We start from the raw sequence: 15,912 nt of genomic DNA, 5'->3' as shown, positions 1-15,912 counted from the left end.
GCATTTGGAACCCGCCGCGTAGTTGCGCGCGGAAGCATTCTGCAGGGCCGCCACGCGGGGCTTAGGAACGATCGTCGGGCGAGGCTCTTGCCGTCGGGACGATCAAGAGCCAACCCCTCGGAGATCAACGATGAGCAGGATGATCCACAACCATCAGACGAAAGCGATCCGAATTGCCATGGCCGCCTCTGCCGTGACCGTGTTGGTGGCCGGCGGCGCGGTCGCCGCTCCGAAAGGTCAGTCGCCCGCCAAGGATCAGCATTTCATGACCGAGGCGATCGAGGGCGACATGTCCGAGGTGAACATGGGCAAGCTGGCGCAGCAGAAGGGGCAGAGCGATCAGGTCAAGCAGTTCGGGCAGGCCTTGCAGCAGGACCATAGCGAGCATCTGCAGAAGGCGCAGCAGCTTGCGAGCCAGAACGGGATGAAGGTGCCGTCCGAGCCGAGCAAGAAGCAGAAGGCCATCTACAGCCGGTTGGAAGGCATGTCCGGCGGTCGGTTCGACCAGGCGTTCGCGCAGGCGATGGTTCGCGATCACCAGGAGGATATCAAGAAGTATCAGAAGCAGGCCGCGGCAAACTCACCGCTGTCGGACTTCGCCCAGCAGACCGTGCCGGTGCTGCAGAAGCACCTCGACATGGCGAAATCATTGGCGAAATGACATGGGCCAGAGCGACCACGATGCCTCAGCCTTGTCCGGGCGTCGTGATCGCCAATGATAGCGCCATCTGAAGAACAAGTTTGCCGACCACGAGGCCAATGCAACGCTGGCTGAGACGCTGGCGAAGCAGCCTCGCAAGATGGCCGAGCCGGGACCGGCGGAAATCGCACGTCGGCACTGCGTGTTCGGCATCGGAGTGTCGTCCGCCCCAGCATTGCCCGACCTTCGTCCGGCTGCTAGCGTTCTCCCATGAGGCACGGGCAAGCGATAAGACGATGACCGACGTGATGACCGAATCGGAAAAGGCGCAGCAGATCGTGGCTGCGCTGAGGGCGGCGGAGGCGAGCCCGCCGGAAGCGGCACTGCAGACGTTGAACGGCCTGATGGGCCTCGTCCGCAGCCCGAGCGCGGAGCAGTCGCTCGAGGTGGAGGAGGCGCGCTCCGCGGCCTTCATGTCGATCTGCGAGGTCGGCAAGGCACTGCATCGCGGGCAGCCGACGGAGGCGCTGTGGCCGACGGCGCTGTCGGCCAGCGAACGCTGGCTGGCGCTTGCCAAGTGAGCAAGGGCGAGTGAGGACGAGCCAGACCGGTGCGGACCGCATGAGTTGGCGTGCCATGGCGCCAAGCGATCTTGCTGACGTCGATGGAATCGCAGCCCGCGTGCACCCGGACTATCCCGAGGACAAGAGTGTTTTCGCGGAGCGTCTGCGTCTCCACCCTGATGGATGCCGCGTGCTGCGTGGGACCGGCGCCGGCATCGCCGGCTATGTGCTCAGCCATCCCTGGCATCTCGGCCGGCCGCCGGCCTTGAACCGGCTGATCGGAAGCATTCCGTCGGCTGCATCGACCTACTACATCCACGATCTCGCTTTGCTGCCCGCGGTTCGCGGCAGCGGCTCGGCGACCGTGATCGTCGAGGAACTGATCCGACACGCGCGTGCGCTCGGCCTGGAGTCGCTGTCGCTGATCGCCGTCAACGGCTCGACGCCATTCTGGGAGAGGCAAGGATTTGCGGTCGACAAGGCGGCCGCCGCGGATCCGACCGGCAGCTATGGCAGCGACGCGAACCTGATGATCCTGCGGCTCGCCTGAATTGCGCGAGCGTCTTTCGCGGCGGGGGTACAAATGCGTAGCGGCCCGGCGATGGGCCGGGCCGCTCGCTGTTCTTGACGTGCTCTATTCCGGCATCGACATCGGCCGCCGCCACATGTCGCGCCGCCGGCTGAAGCGGTTGGCGTGCAGCATCCATCCGGTGACAGGCTTGCCGTCGCGGTGACGGCCACCGCTCTCCGCAGCCGCCCAGGCGGCGACGGCGCCGAGCAGCAGCGCGGTGGCCACCGAGAACGCCAGGATGACGGTGCCGGCGCGCGTGCGCGAGATGGCGGTCTTGGCTTCCGCGATCACGCTGTCCACCCGCCGCTCGGCATCGGGAGCAGCGAGACCGGTCGTGCCGCCGACGAGCTGCACGAGATAGCTGCGATCCTCCGGGCTGACGCCATTGTGGCTCGACGCCGTGAGCAGGATGCGGCCGGCCTCGCTGCGTGCGGGGGCGAGATCCGGGCTGGGTGCTCGCCGGGGCGCGCGGAACAGATGGTCGAGCTCATAGCTCAGGATCGACGGTTCATTGGCCGTCGCGGGCGCAGTCAGCGGATTGGTCCGCGTCGCCGCGGACGCGCCGAGCACGGCCAGGGTAGCGCCGAGCACGACGGCCAGCGCCCAGGCTGAGATGCCATGCAGGCCGTCGCGCTTTTCGATCTCTTCGCTTTCGGCAAGCCCGTGCGTTGCGCGCAAGCGGCCCGCCATGTAGCCGCCGCAGCCGAAGCTGATCAGCGCCTGCAGCACCAGATAGAGGCCGGACAGGAGCCAGAGCGCCACCGAGGCGTCGCGCCATGTCGGCGCGGTGGAGCTGACACCGAGGCCGACCGACATGGCAAAGCCGATCAGGATCGAAGAGACCGCGGCGGCGGTCAGGGCTCCTGCAACGACCGGCGTCCATTGCAGGGTCCAGCTATCGGCCGTCGCGCTTGAAAGGGGTGAGGTGACGACCGGCGCAGTTTCCATGGCCATGATGTCGTCTCAGCGCAGACCGAAGAACGACAGAACGGCCATGATGACCACGATCAATCCCACGAGATAAATCAGTCCGTCCATGATGGTCCTCCTCCGGTTCGACATTGGTCGCCGTATAAGCAACAGCGAGGCGCAATGTTCCGTGCACGTATCAGCGGAGGAGGAGAGAACGCGTGGCCGCCGGCCTCAGATGGGACTTGCCGCAACAGCTAACGGATCATGAGCCAGAGGATCATGGTGCCGTTGCGCGATGCAATAGAGCAGGGCCAGGGGGGCGTGGCGGCCAGAGATGTCGCCGCCAGCCATGTTTCAATTGTTGCCAGGTTTGGATGGATCGCGCGGCTCATTCCTCGCGCGAGGGCTGACGCAATGACCCGCGGTCAATAGCGTGGGTCGTAGCCGCGCTGCCGGGCATAGGCGTAAGCGGGGTTGATGCCGCAGCCCGCATCGGTACCCGAGGCCGCCGCCTGGCACTGACGATAGGTGGAGAACTGACAGTTGCCCGGATAGCCCCACATCCTGCCCTGCAGGCAGAAGCGGTCTTGCGCGGCGGAAGCCGGTGAGATCGCGGCGAAGCTCGCGAGGACGGCGGTGGCAGACAGCGAGGCAAATAACAGGCGGCGCATGCGTTTATCCTTGCGTTGAAAAGTACCGTTGCAACGCAAGGGGGCGCAGGCCCGTTCCTCGCGCGCAACATCAACTGTTTTGTGTCGGCGGCGCTGCGACGCGTTCACAGGCCGACGAAATTGTCGGCATGTTGGCGCTTGCCCGAGTTGGCCTTTTGAAGATCGGAGGAGCCCACCATTGCGGAGCTCGGCAACGCGCGTCATGGCGTGATGCCGGAACATTCGTCCACCGCTCCGGTTGCTTTTGGCCGCTGGTGATGGACCGATCCCATGTTTCGCCGATCCAAGACGTCAGACGCCGCACATCGCGACTCTTCGAGCGTTTTCGCGAGCCGCCCGCGCACACCTGGCACCGGCGGGATGCTGGCTCTGCTCGGGTTCGCGTTCCTGATCCACTATTTCGATCAGCGGCCCGAACAGACGGAAGGCTCGGGAGGCGCGAGCCGGTCCGGCGCTGGACACGGCCGGCTGGCGCGTTCGCCCGCGGAGCTTCCCGCGCGCGGCTGGAAGGACGTCCTGTTCCGGGTCTATGAAAACGTCACCGAGCACAGGATCGTTGCGCTCGCCGCAGGCATGACGTTCTACACTCTGCTGGCGATCTTTCCGGCGCTGGCCGCGTTGGTGGCGATCTACGGCCTGTTCTCCGATCCGGCCAAAATCACCGGACATCTGGAACAGTTGCAGGGCGTGATGCCCGGCGGCGCCATCGACATCGCGCGCGACCAGTTGACGCGCGTCTCTGCCAACGGCCGTCAGGCGCTCGGCATCACCTTCCTCGTCAGCCTGGCGATCTCGCTGTGGAGCGCCAATGCGGCGATGAAGTCGCTGTTCGACACACTCAACATCGTCTATCGCGAGCCCGAGAGGCGCGGCTTCATCAAGCTGAACGCGATTTCGCTGCTGTTCACCGGCGGCGCGATCCTGTTCGCGCTGCTTGCGATCGGCGCCGTCGTCGTGCTCCCGGTGCTGCTGAACTATCTCGGCATGTCCGGGGCCGGCGACCTGGTGCTGCGGATCGGCCGCTGGCCGGCGATCTTCATCTGCGTCGCGCTCGGACTGGCCCTGATCTATCGCTACGGGCCGGACCGCGAGGAGCCTAGATGGCGCTGGATCAGTTGGGGCAGCGCGCTGGCGGCGGCGCTGTGGCTCGCGGGCTCGGCGCTGTTTTCCTGGTATGCGGCGAATTTCGGCAGCTTCAACGCGACCTACGGCTCGCTCGGCGCCGCCATCGGCTTCATGACCTGGATCTGGATCTCCGCCATCGTGATCCTGATCGGTGCCGAGCTCGATGCCGAATTGGAGCATCAGACCCGGCGCGACACCACCACCGGCGCCGCACAGCCACTTGGCACCCGCGGCGCCACGATGGCTGACACGGTGGGCCGTGGGAGCTGATCTGCCGTCGGCTGAGAATGCAGGTGCGATCGGCTCGGCCGTGCGAGATGCCGCACGGGCATCGCAACGCACGGGGCCCGCGCCACGGCGATCTCGTGGAACCGCCCGCCTGAGACGGAACCGGGGAACCCGAGGCGGATCCGCCGTGTTCCTATCGGGTCGTCGCGAAGCCCCGAATTGTCGGGTTCGCTGCGGCGTCGTCTCGATTGTCACGACGGAGCTTATGCATGACGGAGCAGCCTGTTCGCGGAAGCGACGAGGGTGGGCCCAGGGATCTGCCGCGCATTTCCACCGGAAGTGAAGGCCTCGACGACATTCTCGGCGGCGGCTTCGATCCCAATCGCCTGTATCTGTATGAAGGCCGTCCCGGCACCGGGAAAACCACCATCGCGCTGCAGTTCCTGCTGAAGGGCGCAAGTTGTGGCGAGCGCGTGCTGTACATCACGCTGTCGGAAACCCGGCGCGAGCTGGAGGTCGTGGCGCGGCGCCATGGCTGGTCGCTCGCCGGCGTCGACATGTTCGAGCTGGTGCCGCCGGAAACGACGCTCGACCCGGAGCGCGAGCTCACCGTGTTCCATCCGGCGGAGGTGGAGCTCAGCGAGACCACCGGTCTGATGTTCAACGAGGTCGAGCGCATCAATCCCAGCCGTGTTGTGATCGACAGCCTGTCGGAGCTCCGGCTGCTGGCCCAGAGCCCGCTGCGCTATCGCCGCCAGGTACTCGCGCTGAAGCACTTCTTCACCAAGCGCAACTGCACCGTCGTCCTGCTCGACGACCTGTCATCCTCGCAGGACGACCTGCAGCTCCACTCGGTCGCGCATGGTGTCGTGATGCTGGAGCAGCTCGCGATCGAATATGGCGCGGAGCGCCGCCGGCTGCGCGTGATCAAGATGCGCGGCATCTCGTTTCGGGGCGGCTTCCATGATTTCACGATCGCCTCGGGCGGGCTCAGGATCTTTCCGCGCCTGGTCGCCGCGGAGCATCACCGATCCTTCGCCGGCGATTTCACCTCGAGCGGCAACGCCGAGCTCGATCAGCTTCTGGGCGGCGGGCTGGAGCGCGGCACCAATGCGCTTCTCATCGGTGGGGCCGGTGTCGGCAAATCCTCGGTGGCGCTGATCTACGCGATCGCGGCGGCCCAGCGCGGCGAGCACGCCGTCTTCTTCGCGTTCGACGAGGGCCGCGGCACCGTGGAAGCCCGTGCCCGGACGCTCGGCCTGCCGCTCGAGCGCCATATGGAATCCGGGCGCATCCATTTCCAGCAGATCGACCCGGCCGAGCTGTCGCCGGGCGAATTCGGCGCCATCGTTCGGCAGAGCGTCGAGCAGGACGGCGCCCGCCTGATCGTCATCGACAGTCTCAACGGCTATCTCAACGCGATGCCCGACGAGCGCTTTCTCATCCTGCAGATGCATGAGCTGCTGACCTATCTCGGCCAGCAGGGTGTGCTGACCATCCTCGTGCTCGCGCAGCACGGTCTGGTCGGGCCGATGGATACGCCGCTGGACATCAGCTATCTCAGCGATGCCGTGCTGATGCTGCGCTATTTCGAGGTGGGAGGGGCGGTGCGACGCGCATTGTCGGTGGTCAAGAAGCGCAGCGGTCACCACGAGCACAGCATCCGCGAGTTTCGCCTGAGCAGCTCCGGCATCACCCTCGGCCCGCCGCTCAGGGAATTCAGCGGAATATTTTCCGGCAATCCGCGCTTCACCGGAACGGATATCCCCGACATGGACGTGCGGGATGGGCATTGAGCGAGATCACCGCGTCCTCGTCTTCGCGCCGATCGGGCGGGACGGGCCGGCATCGGCAGAGCTGCTCCGCAGTGCAAGAATCGAGACGACCGTCTGCTCTGACCTCACGCAGCTGCTCAGTGAGTTGAGCGCAGGCGTGGGCACGGTCTTCGTGGCCGAGGAAGGGTTGTTCGCAAAGGACACCGCCGCCCTCACGCAATGGGTCGAGCGGCAGCCGGCCTGGTCCGATTTGCCCTTCATCGTGCTCACGAGTCACCGCGAGCAGAGTGCCGTCGTCACGTGGCGGCGCAATCTGGTAAGCGCGCTGCGCAATGTCTCGCTGCTCGAACGGCCGATCCAGCCGATCACGCTCACCAGCGCCGTTCAATCCGCGCTGCGGGCGCGACGTCGTCAATACGAGATTCGCGCTCTCATCCAGGCGCGCGAGCAGGCGGCGCAGCAGCTCGAGCAACTCGTCGTCGAGCGGACGCGGGCGCTCGCGGAGTCGAACGAGCATCTTCGCATCGAGATGGCCGAGCGCGCGCGGGTCGAGGAGACCCTGCGCCAGACGCAGAAGATCGAGGCCATCGGCCGGCTGACCGGCGGCGTCGCGCACGACTTCAACAATCTGCTGATGGTGATCTCCGGCGGGCTCGACATGCTCGACCGCCAGAGCGATCCGGCGCGGCGTCGCCGCCTGATGGACGGCATGATCCAGGCGGCGCAGCGGGGCGCCAGCCTGACCCGCCAGCTGCTCGCGTTCTCGCGCCGGCAGGAGCTGCGGCCCGAGCCGGTCGACATCGCCCGCCAGATCGGCGGCATGCGCGAGCTGCTCGACCGCAGCCTGCGCGGCGACGTGCATGTCGAGTTCGATTTCCCCGATGCGCTCTGGCCCGTCGAGGTCGACCCCGGCGAGCTCGAGCTCGTCGTGCTGAATCTCGCCGTCAACGCTCGCGACGCGATGCCGACCGGCGGCACGATCGTGGTTCGGGCCGAGAACCTCCGCAATGTGCAAGACGATCAGATCGCCGGCGACTACGTCCGCCTGTCGGTGATCGACACCGGCACCGGCATGACGGAGGAGGTTCGCGTCCGGGTGTTCGAGCCGTTCTTCACGACCAAGGACGTCGGCAAAGGGTCCGGCCTCGGGCTGGCCCAGGTCTATGGATTCGTCACCCAGTCACGCGGCACCGTCCGCATCGACTCGGAGCCGGGCAAGGGGACGACGATTGCGCTCTACCTTCCGAGGTCCGAGCACGCGGCGTCCAGGGAGCCGCACCATCTGATCGATCTGCAGCGGCCCCAGGCCCGCCAGCGCAACGAAGGCCGCGTGCTGCTGGTCGAGGATGACGATGAGGTCGCTGCGCTCGTCGGCGAGATGCTCCGGCAGCTTGGCTATGAGGTGACCCGCGCCTCAAGCGCCGCCGCGGCGCTCGGTGCGCTGGCCGACGGACGAATCGTCGATCTCGTGTTCTCCGACGTCATGATGCCGGGGGGCATGAACGGTGTCGAGCTGGCGCGCGAGATTCAGAAACGGCGCGGCGACATGCCGATCCTGCTGACGAGCGGCTATTCGGGCGCTGCCGTTCACGCCGCCAAGGAGGCGGGCGTCCGCATCCTGTCGAAGCCATATCGCATCGACGAACTGGCGACCGCACTCGATGCGGTGAAGATGGACAACGTCTGGTCGCAGGCGCGCATCTCGTGATACGGGGGGCTGATGGCGAGCTGCTGATAGCGAGCTGCGGCCTTGGACCTCTCCAGTTCGCGATCAACCGCGCTCGATCAGCACCGAAACCGTGACATGCCCGACCTCGCCGTCATCGGAGCTGACCTTGAGGCGGACGTTCGTGGAGGAGGGATCGAGCCGGTCGCGCGCGATTGCAAGCGCGGTGTCCGCCGTCTGCATCAGCACCGTCTCGACATCATCGAAATCGACGCCATCGCCGCGCATTTCGCCAGGACTTGTCACATAGAAGCGCATCTCGTTCGTCCTGATCTGCCGTCACCCGAAGGCGGGAGCCGTCGATCTGGTGGAGATATGCGGGATCGAACCCTCCAGCAGCCACGACCATCTCAAAATCGAACATTGTGACAAGGTTCCTGCGGATGTCCGGAACACCCTGAACGCGGAACTCCTGAAGCACCCGCTTCACATGCACCGTGCTGAGACGGAGGGCTTCGGCGAGCGCAGGCTCGTAATCGGGAACTGATACTCGTTGTCGGCGACAAGACCGACCTCCGCCAGGCGTTGTCGCAGCTCAGCGACGAGATGCGCCACGCGTGCCGCTGCCGAGCCAACGCCGAGGTGCCGCGGTGTCGATGGTGTTCAGCTCGTGCCGTCGCAACCGGCGGGTCAGGATCGTCATGGGATGCCTGACCCGCTCGCGATGGCGAAGCTCAAGACCATCGGCTTGAGGCAGGGTCTGCAGGACCGGAGGCGATCATCGAAAACGGCCGAATGCGAGGTCTGTTCCTCGCGGATCAGTTTTTTGCCGGCAGCCAGCCGCGACCGAGCCGGTGCTCACCGCCGGTCGTCCATCCAATTGACAGATCCGCAGGCGGTACAATTGAACAGACGCGCCGCTTCGCCGGTTCGTGGGTTCAGGATGCTCTGAACCGCGCGCGCCGGTTGGCCGCAGCCGCGGCAGCGCGCCGGCTCGGTCCGACCGCTGTGGGAGTCACTGCTCTGATCCGACACGTCTGCCATGGCTGCCCCGAAACGGACGAGAGCGGGCGGTGGATCAGGTCGACCGCGCACGCCGGTCTGAGATGGGAGTGGGGGCGCCCGACGCTGGCCTTTTCTGGTCGATCCGCGGTTCCCCGCACCCGGCCGCGCTGCGATGACCCGCCGAGAAAATAGATGGCGTCGGTGTCGGGCCGCCGAGCCTTGCATCGTCCTCTGCGAAGGACACGGAGGACTCCAGACATGACCCCCAGAATAGTCACCGCGGACGAATGGACCGAAGCGCATCGCGCCCACCTCGCCCAGGAGAAGGCCTTCATCAGGCAGCGCGATGCGCTGGCTGCCGCCCGCCGGGCGCTGCCGTGGGTCCGGGTCGAGAAGGACTATGTCTTCCAGGCGGCGGACGGACCCGTCAGCCTGGGCGATCTGTTTCAGGGACGGAGCCAGCTGATCGTCTATCATTTCATGATGGCGCCGGGCGATCCGCACCGCTGTCCCGGCTGCTCGTTTCTGTGCGACCACATCGACGGCGCCAACCAGCACCTCCGCCACCACGACGTCAGCCTGGTCGTCGTGTCGCGTGCGCCGCTCGCCGAGATCGCGCCGTTCAAGGCGCGCATGGGCTGGGCGTTCGACTGGGTGTCATCCGAGGGCAGTGATTTCAACTTCGACTTTCAGGTCTCGTTCTCGGACGAGCAGATCGCGACGGGCAAGGCCGCCTACAATTTCGCACCCTTGACGAGCAGGTCGCCCGAGCTCCCGGGCCTGACCGTGTTCACCAAGGACGACGCCGGCAACATCTTCTGCACGTTCCAGGTCCGCTCCCGCGGCGGCGATCCCCTGATCGGCGCCTATCACTATCTCGATCTCACGCCCAAGGGCCGCAACGAGACCGGCCGCGGCAATCTCTCCGATTGGGTGCGCCTGCACGATGAATATGAGGAAAGCGGCGCGCGAGACTGTCATTGCGGCCGGTAGATCGAAACGAGTAGGGCGGATCAGCGCAGCGTGATCCGCGGCGCCGTCAGTGCCGCCATGCGGACACAGGAAATCGTGAAGAGTCCTCATAGGATCGATGCCCGGTCGGCGGACTTGTCGCGCGTGATGACGCATTCGAGGAGGCTTCCATGCGCCGAGCCATGTTGCGACTGACGATATCAGCCCTGGTTTTTGCCTGCGGCACCGCCGCCGCTCTGGCGCAAAGCCAGACCACGCCGGATCAGCAGAAGACGCAGCCGCCTGCGATGGCCCCGGCAACCGGCTCGCCGATGGGCGGCATGATGGGGCATATGCCCGGCCCGATGGGACGCGGCGGGATGGGCGGCGGCGTCATGGGCCCGGCATTGATGCGCATGGTGTTCGCACTTGTCGACACCGACGGCGACGGCACGATCTCGCTGCAGGAATTCCAGGCGGCGCATGAGCGCATCTTCAAGGCCATGGACAGCAACAAGGACGGCAAGTTGACCCCGGAAGAGATGCAGGCGTTCATGCACGGGCCGCAATGACCGGCGTCAAACCGGCGTGATGGCCGGGCCTGCGCTGGCGCGAGTCCGGCAAGTGCGGCCATTTCGCTGATCTCGATCAAGTGCCCGCCGCACGGACGCGCAACAGTGCCGCCGTCAGATCCGATCGCCGCGTGCGACGAACTGCGTCGACGCGGCGGCAGACCAGCCGGAAAGAGGCGAGCATGACCTACTATTTTGCCAAAGCGGTAAATCTATCGTTCGACGCGGCGATCGAGCGGGTGACGGCCGAGCTGAAGGCACGCGGCTTCGGCGTTCTGACCCGCATCGATGTGCAGGCGACGCTGCGCGAGAAGATCGGCGCCGACTTTCGGCCCTACACCATTCTGGGCGCCTGCAATCCGAAGCTGGCGCATGAGGCATTGCAGGCGGAGAGCCGGATCGGCACCATGCTTCCCTGCAACGTCATCGTCCAGGAGATCGGCGGGAGGGTCGAGGTCGCCGCCGTGAATCCCGTCGCCTCGATGCAGGCCATCGAGAACGCGGCGCTCGCGACGCTCGCCACAAAGGTCTCTGACGCTTTGAAGGCGGTGGTCGAGGCGGTGTAGCTCTGCCGTCCAACGGGACCACCGCTGATCGGAGGATCGCCGGCCCAGGTCCATGACGACACCAGGGATGATGGACCGCGGTGATCGCCCGCGCGCATCAGGCGTTCTTGCAGTGGCGGTTGCTCCCGGCGCCGAGGTCCTGCGAGCTGGTGCGGCTGTTCGGAGAGGAGCTGCACGCCAACAAGGCGACGCCCCACGATCTCCGCGCCACGCGCCCGATTGTCGACGATCCTGGGGCCGCAGCGCAGCTTCCGCGCGACGTCATTGTATGTCGGACGTCATGTCACAGCGGTAGAACTACGGAAAAGCCGGAATTCTCAACGCGCTTTAACGAGAGTGGAACAAGTTGCATCAATTTTTGCGCAGACATGTCGCCGGGCGCGCGGGACGATCGTCGTCGCCGCCGACCATCTGCAAACGAACTATTCATCTGGAGGTTACCTTGTTGTTTCGATCGAACAGCCGCTCGGACGCGGAAGCACAGCTTGCAGCAATCAGTCGCGCGATGGCCGTGATCGAATTCCAGCTCGACGGCACGATCATCACCGCGAACAAGAACTTCCTGAACGCACTCGGCTATCAGCTAGAGGAAATCCAGGGCAGGCATCACAGCATGTTCGTGGAGCCTTCCGAACGCGACGGTGCCGCCTACCGCGAGTTCTGGGCGGCGCTGAGCCGCGGCGAGCTCAAGGCCGCCGAGTTCAAGCGCATCGGCAAGGGCGGTCGCGAAATCTGGATCGAAGCGTCCTATAATCCCGTCCTCGACAGCGCCGGCAAGCCGGTGAAGGTCGTCAAGTTCGCGACCGACATCACCGAGAAGAAGCTGCGCAGCATGGCCGACGGCTCCAAGCTTGCCGCCATCGATCGCGCGCAGGCCATGATCGAATTCAAGCTCGACGGCACCATCGTCAGTGCCAACAAGAATTTCCTGGACGCGCTGGGCTATCGCCTCGACGAGATCCAGGGCAAGCATCACAGCATGTTCGTCGAACCCGCGCTGCGCGACAGCGCGGCCTACCGCGAGTTCTGGGCAGCTCTCAATCGCGGCGAATATCAGGGCGGCGAATACAAGCGCATCGGCAAGGGCGGCAAGGAAGTGTGGATCCTTGCCACCTACAATCCGGTGCTGGATGCGACGGGCAGGCCAATCGGGGTCGTCAAGTTCGCAACCGATGTCACCGCGCAGAAGCTGACGAACGCCGACCTCGCCGGCCAGATCGAGGCCATCGGCAAGTCCCAGGCCGTGATCGAGTTCAACATGGACGGTACGGTCATCACCGCGAACGACAATTTCCTGCATGCGCTCGGCTACACGCTGGCCGAGATCCGGGGCAAGCATCACAGCATGTTCGTCGAACCGTCCGAGCGGGAGAGCGCCGCCTACCGCGACTTCTGGGCCAGCCTGAACCGTGGTCAGTACCAGTCGGCCGAATACAAGCGCATCGGCAAGGGCGGCCGGGAGGTCTATATCCAGGCCTCCTACAATCCGATCCTCGACCTCAACGGCAAGCCGTTCAAGGTGGTCAAATACGCGACCGACGTCACCCGGCAGGTCTTCGTTCGCATGGGCAACGAGCGCGTGCGCGCCATGATGGAATCGGTGGCGGCGGGCGCGGAGGAGCTCAACGCGTCCGTGCGGGAGATTTCCGAAGCCATGACGAAGTCGCGCGAGACCGCCATGGGCGCGGTGGACCGTGTCACCTCAGCCGACGCGCAGGCGCAGCGGCTCTCCGATGCCGCTCAGTCGATGAGCGGCATCGTCGAGATGATCCACAACATCACCGGCCAGATCAATCTGCTGGCGCTGAATGCCACCATCGAGTCCGCCAGGGCCGGCGAAGCTGGCAGGGGCTTTGCCGTCGTTGCCTCCGAGGTCAAGAACCTTGCCACCCAGGCAAAGACCGCCACCGACAAGATCGCGACCGAGATCGACAGTCTCAACAATATTTCCGGGGGCGTCGTCACGTCTCTCGGCTCGATCAAGCAGGCGATCCAGAACGTCAGCGAGTATGTGACGTCGACGGCCGCCGCCGTCGAGGAGCAGAGCACCGTCACGAGCGAGATGTCGTCCAGCATGGCGCGCGCCGCGGCCGAGGCTCAGGCTCTGGCCGAGCGCGCCGCGGCTTGAGGTCGGATCGGAAAGCACCGATCGCGCGGCGGCCTGTCAATCCAGGCCGCCGCGCCGTGCAGGCAATGCCGCCGCCCCGCACGTCATGCGCCTGTCGTCTTCGCCGAATTCCACCTTTCTCATCGGGGCGACCCGTGGCTGATATCCTCGCATTTCCCGCCCGGGCCTCGTTGCGTATCATCGGCGCGAAAGCAGAACGGCTGCGCGATGCGGTGGTCACCGGCGAGGTCGGACGGCTGCGGCGCGAATTGGAGGCTTGGCGAAGCGCGGTCGACAATCTGGACCGGTGCATCAGGTCGGATCCGGCCCTCGCACCGCTTGCGGCCGAGTGCGACAAGATCCGCGACCTGATCTCCGTCACCGCGGGCAAGCTTGAAACATTGCTGTAGAACCGGCCGCCCCAGGGGTCGCGAGGAGTCGTGGTCAGGCTGGGACCGGCTGCTCCGGGCAGTTCGTCAGCCGCGCCGGCGCGCCCACGGCGGTGCAGCCCGACGGCACATCGGTGGTGACGACGGCACCGGCGCCGATCTTGGCAAAATCACCGATCGCGACGTCGCCCAGCACGGTCGCGCCCGAGGCGAGCAGCACGCCGCGGCCGATCCGTGGGGCGCGGCCGGGCAGCGCGTCGTGTCGTCCGATCGTAACGTTCTGCAGAATGGTGACGTCGTGGCCGATGCTGCTGTGGGCGCCAATGACGATGCCGGTGGCATGATCGAGAAACACCGCGGTCCCGAGCCGCGCCGAGGGATGGATGCTCACCTGCAGGGATGTTGACGAGTCCGCCTGCATCAGGAGCGCCAGGTCGGGTTGCCCGTTGCTCCAGAGCCAGTGCGCGACGCGATGCGCCTGCAGCGCGACGTAGCCTTTGTAGTTCAGCAGCGGCGGCAGCAGCGCCGTCGTCGCTGGATCCTGCGTCGCGATCGCCCCGAGGTCGCGACCCGCCGCCTCGACGAGCTCAGGCGCGGCGGCATACGCCTCGCGCGCGACCGCGGCAAATCGGGCGCGCGCGGCATCGCCGCTGCCGAGGCGGATGCCAATCTGCTGCGCGACGGCGCTGCCGAGATCAGAATGATCGAGGATTGCAGCCGACAGGGCGCGGCTGAACACGGGATCGGCCGCGGCGATGCGCCGGGCCTCGTGCTGGATCGACGACCAGAGCTCGGGACTGGATGGGTGTGTGTCGGCCATGGCAAAGCCTGCTCGATAACAGGTGACGGCGACAATATAGCCTGACCTGCGCGTTGCAGAAACCTGGACGACGCCTCGCGGGCGTCGTCATCCGATGTGGCCGGCGACGATCCACGCCGAAGGTCGCAGTCCGTTCAGTTCTGAGCCGTCCGCGCCGCCGCGGCGGCGACGCCCGCACCGATCAGAAGGGTGCCGCCCGCCTTGTTGAAGATGCTGATCACCTTCGCGCTCCGTACGAGCGCGCGGGCGCGCGAGGCGATCAGCGCATAGCCGACGGCGTTGGCGAAGGCGAGCACGACGAAGGTCGATTCGAACACCACCATCTGCGTGAGGAAGCTGCCGTTCGGACTGAGGAACTGCGGCAGGAACGCGACGAAGAAGGTGATGCTCTTCGGGTTCAGCGCCGTGACGATCCAGGCGTGACCGAGCATCTTCAGCGCCGAGGTCCTGTCGGTCCGCGGCACGGCGTTCAGCGCGCCGCCGGCCTGCCACAGCTTGATCCCAAGCCAGACGAGATAGGCCGCGCCGATCCATTTCAGCACGGTGAACAGCAGCGCCGAGGTCGCCAGCAACGCACCGACGCCCAGCATGGACAAGGTCATGGCGGTGAAGTCGCCCAGCGCGACGCCGACGGCCGTCGGCAGCGCGGTTCGCCATCCCTGGCCCAGCGCATAGGAGACCACCAGCAGAACCGTCGGCCCCGGGATCACCAGGAGGATGATGGACGTTCCCGCAAACGCGAACCAGGTCTCGATCGTCATGCTGATCGTCTCTCGCGAGGACATATGCGACGTTGGTATATCGAGGCGGATAGGGCCTCAATGATCTTTGTTGCGAGGGCCGCTTTGCTGTTTTCCTCGACGATCACAATCCGTCTGCCAACGCAAGGCGTGTCATGAACGACCTTCGGTCGCTGCGGCGCTCCAAAAGAAAGCGCTTTCGCTTTTCCAGAAAATGTGCTCTACTGCATCCATCCTGCTTCGCCACGAGGGGCGTATCGCGATCGTCACGACACGTGAGGCGGGGAGGCGATGGCCGCTTATCTGCCGCAGCGTGCTTGCACGCGGACGAACGGCAGCTGGCGGACGTGAAGTCGTGTGGTCCTGGCGCCGCGACGCTGGCGCTAAGCTTTCGGGCGATGAGTCCGAGGGCGACGGTGGCTAAAGAGCCGTACACCGGGGAGATCACGGTATAAGCGTGAAGACCATCGCGCGGGGAATGCCGGGATGTCTCGGCTGAACCTGTGGTTCCTGCCGCCTGCATTTTTTTCGCAGGCGGGCCATGGGGGCGGCCAGCTCCCGGCATTCCCCGCGCCCTCGTGTTTCGCGAGGGATCGTCGATCCCATCAGCC

Annotated in this window: 16 protein-coding genes; 11 read left to right on the top strand and 5 right to left on the bottom strand. The window is 65.8% G+C overall.

Going from position 1 to position 15,912, the window contains the following annotated elements:
• Positions 1-130: 130 nt before the first annotated feature.
• The 3 genes from ACQR13_RS25235 to ACQR13_RS25225 all read left to right on the top strand — a co-directional run bounded on the left by ACQR13_RS25235 (position 131) and on the right by ACQR13_RS25225 (position 1,753).
• Positions 131-661, top strand: a complete 531-nt coding sequence (locus tag ACQR13_RS25235; protein ID WP_410052232.1) for a DUF4142 domain-containing protein — start codon at positions 131-133, stop codon at positions 659-661.
• A gap of 287 nt (positions 662-948) precedes the next feature.
• Complete coding sequence (locus tag ACQR13_RS25230; protein ID WP_316186026.1) at positions 949-1,221, top strand: hypothetical protein; 273 nt, start codon at positions 949-951, stop codon at positions 1,219-1,221.
• Between the two features lie 40 nt (positions 1,222-1,261).
• Positions 1,262-1,753, top strand: coding sequence for a GNAT family N-acetyltransferase (locus ACQR13_RS25225; RefSeq protein ID WP_316174777.1), 492 nt, complete (start codon positions 1,262-1,264; stop codon positions 1,751-1,753).
• An 84-nt stretch (positions 1,754-1,837) separates the two neighbouring features.
• Here the strand turns inward: ACQR13_RS25225 and ACQR13_RS25220 are convergent, their stop codons facing one another.
• Both ACQR13_RS25220 and ACQR13_RS25215 read right to left on the bottom strand, forming a co-directional pair.
• Positions 1,838-2,728, bottom strand: coding sequence for a hypothetical protein (locus ACQR13_RS25220; protein WP_434863341.1), 891 nt, complete (start codon positions 2,726-2,728; stop codon positions 1,838-1,840).
• A gap of 383 nt (positions 2,729-3,111) precedes the next feature.
• Complete coding sequence (locus ACQR13_RS25215; protein WP_315715474.1) at positions 3,112-3,357, bottom strand: DUF3551 domain-containing protein; 246 nt, start codon at positions 3,355-3,357, stop codon at positions 3,112-3,114.
• A gap of 360 nt (positions 3,358-3,717) precedes the next feature.
• Here ACQR13_RS25215 and ACQR13_RS25210 point away from each other — a divergent pair, with 360 nt between their 5' ends.
• From ACQR13_RS25210 to ACQR13_RS25200, 3 genes are all read left to right on the top strand, one after another.
• The gene (locus tag ACQR13_RS25210) at positions 3,718-4,752 is read left to right on the top strand and encodes a YihY/virulence factor BrkB family protein (protein WP_434863340.1); all 1,035 of its coding nucleotides are present in this window, start codon (positions 3,718-3,720) and stop codon (positions 4,750-4,752) included.
• A 227-nt stretch (positions 4,753-4,979) separates the two neighbouring features.
• Positions 4,980-6,506 (top strand): ATPase domain-containing protein, encoded by a 1,527-nt coding sequence (locus ACQR13_RS25205; RefSeq protein ID WP_316171948.1) that lies wholly within the window; start codon positions 4,980-4,982, stop codon positions 6,504-6,506.
• The gene (locus ACQR13_RS25200; RefSeq protein WP_316202484.1) at positions 6,496-8,193 is read left to right on the top strand and encodes a response regulator; all 1,698 of its coding nucleotides are present in this window, start codon (positions 6,496-6,498) and stop codon (positions 8,191-8,193) included. Before ACQR13_RS25205 ends, ACQR13_RS25200 begins: the two co-directional genes overlap by 11 nt.
• Positions 8,194-8,256: 63 nt before the next feature.
• Here ACQR13_RS25200 and ACQR13_RS25195 read toward each other — a convergent pair whose 3' ends face one another.
• Complete coding sequence (locus ACQR13_RS25195; protein WP_315752098.1) at positions 8,257-8,469, bottom strand: hypothetical protein; 213 nt, start codon at positions 8,467-8,469, stop codon at positions 8,257-8,259.
• A gap of 945 nt (positions 8,470-9,414) precedes the next feature.
• Here ACQR13_RS25195 and ACQR13_RS25190 point away from each other — a divergent pair.
• The 5 genes from ACQR13_RS25190 to ACQR13_RS25170 all read left to right on the top strand — a co-directional run bounded on the left by ACQR13_RS25190 (position 9,415) and on the right by ACQR13_RS25170 (position 13,762).
• Positions 9,415-10,149 (top strand): DUF899 domain-containing protein, encoded by a 735-nt coding sequence (locus ACQR13_RS25190; RefSeq protein WP_315715480.1) that lies wholly within the window; start codon positions 9,415-9,417, stop codon positions 10,147-10,149.
• Between the two features lie 149 nt (positions 10,150-10,298).
• Positions 10,299-10,679 carry an EF-hand domain-containing protein gene (locus tag ACQR13_RS25185; protein ID WP_316202485.1) on the top strand — a complete coding sequence of 127 codons (381 nt, stop codon included), beginning with the start codon at positions 10,299-10,301 and terminating at the stop codon, positions 10,677-10,679.
• 182 nt (positions 10,680-10,861) lie between these two features.
• The gene (locus ACQR13_RS25180) at positions 10,862-11,245 is read left to right on the top strand and encodes a DUF302 domain-containing protein (RefSeq protein ID WP_316171943.1); all 384 of its coding nucleotides are present in this window, start codon (positions 10,862-10,864) and stop codon (positions 11,243-11,245) included.
• 505 nt (positions 11,246-11,750) lie between these two features.
• Entirely contained in the window at positions 11,751-13,373 is a 1,623-nt protein-coding gene (locus ACQR13_RS25175; RefSeq protein WP_315715483.1) for a methyl-accepting chemotaxis protein, read from the top strand.
• A 170-nt stretch (positions 13,374-13,543) separates the two neighbouring features.
• Entirely contained in the window at positions 13,544-13,762 is a 219-nt protein-coding gene (locus ACQR13_RS25170; protein WP_316171942.1) for a hypothetical protein, read from the top strand.
• 34 nt (positions 13,763-13,796) lie between these two features.
• Here the strand turns inward: ACQR13_RS25170 and ACQR13_RS25165 are convergent, their stop codons facing one another.
• Both ACQR13_RS25165 and ACQR13_RS25160 read right to left on the bottom strand, forming a co-directional pair.
• The gene (locus ACQR13_RS25165; protein ID WP_316202487.1) at positions 13,797-14,561 is read right to left on the bottom strand and encodes a serine O-acetyltransferase; all 765 of its coding nucleotides are present in this window, start codon (positions 14,559-14,561) and stop codon (positions 13,797-13,799) included.
• Between the two features lie 134 nt (positions 14,562-14,695).
• Entirely contained in the window at positions 14,696-15,322 is a 627-nt protein-coding gene (locus ACQR13_RS25160; RefSeq protein WP_315715486.1) for a LysE family translocator, read from the bottom strand.
• Positions 15,323-15,912 lie beyond the last annotated feature (590 nt).

Source organism: Bradyrhizobium sp. HKCCYLRH3059, from assembly GCF_051168035.1.
Classification (GTDB): domain Bacteria; phylum Pseudomonadota; class Alphaproteobacteria; order Rhizobiales; family Xanthobacteraceae; genus Bradyrhizobium.
This window is presented reverse-complemented; position numbering and strand designations above follow the sequence as displayed.

What these genes read in the sequence shown, in the direction of transcription:
- ACQR13_RS25235 (WP_410052232.1), top strand. Translation starts at nt 131, where the DNA reads ATGAGCAGGATGATCCACAACCATCAGACGAAAGCGATCCGAATTGCC.
- ACQR13_RS25230 (WP_316186026.1), top strand. Translation starts at nt 949, where the DNA reads ATGACCGAATCGGAAAAGGCGCAGCAGATCGTGGCTGCGCTGAGGGCG.
- ACQR13_RS25225 (WP_316174777.1), top strand. Translation starts at nt 1,262, where the DNA reads ATGAGTTGGCGTGCCATGGCGCCAAGCGATCTTGCTGACGTCGATGGA.
- ACQR13_RS25220 (WP_434863341.1), bottom strand. Translation starts at nt 2,728, where the DNA reads ATGGCCATGGAAACTGCGCCGGTCGTCACCTCACCCCTTTCAAGCGCG.
- ACQR13_RS25215 (WP_315715474.1), bottom strand. Translation starts at nt 3,357, where the DNA reads ATGCGCCGCCTGTTATTTGCCTCGCTGTCTGCCACCGCCGTCCTCGCG.
- ACQR13_RS25210 (WP_434863340.1), top strand. Translation starts at nt 3,718, where the DNA reads ATGCTGGCTCTGCTCGGGTTCGCGTTCCTGATCCACTATTTCGATCAG.
- ACQR13_RS25205 (WP_316171948.1), top strand. Translation starts at nt 4,980, where the DNA reads ATGACGGAGCAGCCTGTTCGCGGAAGCGACGAGGGTGGGCCCAGGGAT.
- ACQR13_RS25200 (WP_316202484.1), top strand. Translation starts at nt 6,496, where the DNA reads ATGGGCATTGAGCGAGATCACCGCGTCCTCGTCTTCGCGCCGATCGGG.
- ACQR13_RS25195 (WP_315752098.1), bottom strand. Translation starts at nt 8,469, where the DNA reads ATGCGCTTCTATGTGACAAGTCCTGGCGAAATGCGCGGCGATGGCGTC.
- ACQR13_RS25190 (WP_315715480.1), top strand. Translation starts at nt 9,415, where the DNA reads ATGACCCCCAGAATAGTCACCGCGGACGAATGGACCGAAGCGCATCGC.
- ACQR13_RS25185 (WP_316202485.1), top strand. Translation starts at nt 10,299, where the DNA reads ATGCGCCGAGCCATGTTGCGACTGACGATATCAGCCCTGGTTTTTGCC.
- ACQR13_RS25180 (WP_316171943.1), top strand. Translation starts at nt 10,862, where the DNA reads ATGACCTACTATTTTGCCAAAGCGGTAAATCTATCGTTCGACGCGGCG.
- ACQR13_RS25175 (WP_315715483.1), top strand. Translation starts at nt 11,751, where the DNA reads ATGGCCGTGATCGAATTCCAGCTCGACGGCACGATCATCACCGCGAAC.
- ACQR13_RS25165 (WP_316202487.1), bottom strand. Translation starts at nt 14,561, where the DNA reads ATGGCCGACACACACCCATCCAGTCCCGAGCTCTGGTCGTCGATCCAG.
- ACQR13_RS25160 (WP_315715486.1), bottom strand. Translation starts at nt 15,322, where the DNA reads ATGACGATCGAGACCTGGTTCGCGTTTGCGGGAACGTCCATCATCCTC.